Source organism: Methylomagnum sp. (genome assembly GCF_054333355.1).
The window spans coordinates 1-3,451 of the sequence record NZ_JBTEKS010000436.1 but is presented as its reverse complement, the minus strand read 5'-3'; the positions used below and the strand labels follow the sequence as shown (position 1 = coordinate 3,451).

Sequence of the window (3,451 nt, the reverse complement as noted above, 5' to 3'; positions counted from 1 at the left end):
GGAAATCCGCCCGCAATGCGAGGCTGGCGAATTCGTCCTCGTGGCGGGCCATGTAGCCCTGCATCACCAGCATGGCGGCGGCGATGAGCAGCACGCCGGGCACGGAGTTGAGCGTGGTGTAGAGATACTGGATGACATCGTCCACCCAGCCCCGGAAATACCCCGCCAGGATGCCGAAGCCCAAGGCCAGCGGCAGCGTGGCGAAGGTGGTCAGCGTGCCGATGAGGAGGCCGGTGCGGACGCTCTTGAGGCTCTGGTAGAACACATCCTCGCCCACTTTGTCGGTGCCCAGAATGTGGTATTTCAGCCCCAGTTCGGCCAGCGTTCCGCCGCTCAGGGTGATGAATAGCAGGGTCAAGCCGATGGCCCGCCACGGGATTTCCGTTTGACCGCGCACGACCGCCGTCAAATCGGCCCCGCCCCGCCAGCGGAACCACGCCAGCCACGCCGCCGCCAGCCCCAGCCAGAGGATTAACCCCTCGCCCAAACCCTTAGCACCAGTGCGAAGCAGGTCGCCGGGCTGTTCCCGCGCCGGGTCGTCCAGGTGGGCGCCGCCGTATTTCAGCCGGGGATAGGCCCATCGCTCGGCGCCATCGGGCTGGCGGGTCATTTCCTTGGCGTAGGCGTGGGAGGCCAGCGGCGCGGAATAGGTTTTCTCCACCCGTGACTTGATGGGCTGTAGCCACATATCCAGCAGCGTGACCGGCTCGCTTTGGTAGCGGGCCTCGCCGTTTTGGCCAGGGTTTTGAGTTGGGTGGAAGCGGATCGAATCCAGCACCGCGATGGCGAGATAAACCAGCAGGATGACCAGCGACACCATGGCGCTGCGGTTCCGCGCCACCTTGCGCCAGGGTCGGCGGAGGTGTTCGCGGCGGGCGGCGTGGACGATCAGCCCGGCCAGTCCGAGGAGGAGCAGGAAGAACAGGATGTCGGTGGAGAGGAAGGTGGGCATGGGGCGGTTTCGCGGGTGGATTCTGACGCCCATCTTCCAGGTTGGGAATCCGGTTTGGCAAGCCTGCTTGGCGGGTTTCCAAGCTTCCGCATGGCGCATATACTCCGTATATACCCTACTTTACTTTAAGGAGAACTTCGCCATGTCCGAAACACGAGTCGCCAAACTGTTTAAGAACGGTGCCAGTCAAGCCGTCAGGCTACCCGCCGAATTCCGTTTTGACGGAAACGAGGTCTACATCACGCGGGATGAGGCCACCGGCGACCTGCGGATTTCGGCCCGGCCCGGCGCGAAAACTTGGGGGGATTTCTTCGAGTTATTGCGTTCCAAGGAGGTGCCCGAGGATTTCATGGCCGAACGTCCTATGAATACCTTGCCACGGGAACGCGATGTGTTCGGGGATGAAGAACCATGAGCCTGCCGCACATGCTGGATACGGACATCGCCAGCTATATCATCAAACGGCGACCGCCCGGCATCGAACATAAACTGGCCGCCATGCCGCCCGCGCTGGTGTGCGTTTCGGCGGTCACGCGGGCTGAGTTGATGTATGGATTGAAGCGCCTGCCCGCCGGGCATTGGCTGCATCTTGGCGTGCGCCAGTTTCTTGAAATCACGCGGGTTTTGCCCTGGGACGCGGGGGCCGCCGATAGCTACGCGGACATCCGCCACCAACTGATTTCGACCGGCCAACCCATCGGCGAAATGGACATGATGATCGCCGCCCACGCGCTGTCCGCCGGGGTGGTGCTGGTGACCAACAATATTCGCCATTACGAGCGGATTGAGGCGCCGCTGGTGCTGGTTAATTGGGTTTAAATGTCGGCAGCAAGGAAGGTGGGCATGGCTTATTTCACGGGTAGCGGTGCCGTGGGTATCCGGCGCGGAAAGCAGATTAATCGAGTTTCGCTAGAAATGCGCCCCGTGTTTCCCCGCCCCTTCCGGGAAATCATGCCAAGGGGGTTTGGTTAGTAATTTTCAGCCAATACGCCGCGCCGATTTTTCTTTCCATCAATATGGTTTTCATTAGTTCACGGCTAGGCATGACGATAATATTGTCCGGGATATAGCGAATCAACTCGTCCTGCACATTGACGATCTCCACGAAAATGCTGGCTTTTGGATTCAAATCCAACACGCGCAGGGCGATGTGCAAGGTTTTCACGTCGGGGTCCGTGAAGCGCATGTTTGCGAACACGAAAACATACCGGGCGGACTCGACGCTCGCCTTCTTTAAGTTGAGCGGATTGATGGGGACGCCGAATACAAACTCATATTCCGAATAGGGTCGATGCGTCACCAAGTCCGTCACGATGGCGACATTTAAATGGGAAAACTCGGGTATCGTCGGCAGCGATTGCAACAGTTCATCGGCCATTGAGGTGTATTCGCAAATAACAATATGGTCCTTCAATTTGAGGGGGTTCTTCCCACAATCCCGCCCTTCCATGAATTCATGGGCGGAATCGACAATTATCCCCACCATGTAGGTATAGATAATAAACCCTGTGACAATGGTAAAAACGGCGACCACTCTTCCCGCCAAGGTCACGGGCACAACATCCCCGTAACCCACCGTCGCGGAAGTCACGAACCACCACCAGATGACATCGAGCAGGTTTCTTATTTTATGGTTGTATTGGTGTTCGACCGTCCAGAATAGGGTAACGCTTATAATAAAACTGATGATCGCCAAGATGGCGAGAAATAAAATTCGCTTTTTCATGCACCTTTTTAATCATTTCAGCGGAAAGCAAGTCACCCGGTGTGGCCTAACTGAATTCCCGCCACGCTGAGCGCTTATTATTTGCCCGCACTTTCGACTTCCCGTTGATAGGTATCGTAGGAGGTTTCCGCGTTCTTAAAACAGCGGTTTTGCTCTTGGGTATCTAGATTTTTCATACATTCGGAACGCTGCATATTCCGGCCCATCGCATAGATTTGTTCGGACGTGCAACCGTTCATCAATATATTGACGAATAGCAGGCTAGTCACAATTATAAGTTTTGGCATTGGTTTTCTCTTTCTTGATTAGTAAGTATGCTGCTTTAATCAACAAGTGAAACTTTATAAAACATCTGAAATTTCAACTTCAAAAAGGTCTTTAGCAAGTAGGATGTGCCGACGTAGGAGGCGCATCAATCGAGTTTCGCGAAAGATGCGCTTCGTACCTCAGCGCATCCTATGATCCTAGGCTGTTTCGGGCTTCGGTGTAGGTAATGGCTCGCATGGGATATTCCTGTGTGGTATTGAATAAGTAGTCTGGATGCAGCGCGGCGGAATTCGGGATGGTTCGTGCTATTATCGCCCCGGATTCCGCAAAGCTCTACCTGGGCTACGCTAGCTATCTATTTCGCACTGATTGCCTGACAAAACTTCTAAGTTATTGATGGCACAGAGAAACAAAACAGATACCTGCAAGGCAGGTCGTACATCCACCGGGAGCGGTCGGGCTGCCGCTTGAAGGCCTTGGCCGGTTCCGGGTCGCGGGCGGTGGGC

Annotated in this window: 4 protein-coding genes; 2 read left to right on the top strand and 2 right to left on the bottom strand. The window is 55.9% G+C overall.

Annotation, left to right across the window (positions count from 1 at the left end):
* A partial coding sequence (locus ACXWUF_RS20685) for an ABC transporter permease (protein WP_458496448.1) occupies positions 1-952 on the bottom strand: 952 nt, incomplete at its 3' end.
* Between the two features lie 142 nt (positions 953-1,094).
* Here ACXWUF_RS20685 and ACXWUF_RS20680 point away from each other — a divergent pair.
* Together ACXWUF_RS20680 and ACXWUF_RS20675 are read left to right on the top strand one after the other, a co-directional pair.
* The gene (locus ACXWUF_RS20680; RefSeq protein WP_458496447.1) at positions 1,095-1,367 is read left to right on the top strand and encodes an antitoxin; all 273 of its coding nucleotides are present in this window, start codon (positions 1,095-1,097) and stop codon (positions 1,365-1,367) included.
* Complete coding sequence (locus ACXWUF_RS20675) at positions 1,364-1,771, top strand: PIN domain-containing protein (RefSeq protein WP_458496446.1); 408 nt, start codon at positions 1,364-1,366, stop codon at positions 1,769-1,771. Before ACXWUF_RS20680 ends, ACXWUF_RS20675 begins: the two co-directional genes overlap by 4 nt.
* Positions 1,772-1,901: 130 nt before the next feature.
* On the opposite strand, the gene ACXWUF_RS20670 is transcribed toward ACXWUF_RS20675, so the two are convergent.
* Complete coding sequence (locus tag ACXWUF_RS20670; RefSeq protein ID WP_458496445.1) at positions 1,902-2,678, bottom strand: potassium channel family protein; 777 nt, start codon at positions 2,676-2,678, stop codon at positions 1,902-1,904.
* Between the last annotated feature and the right edge of the window lie 773 nt (positions 2,679-3,451).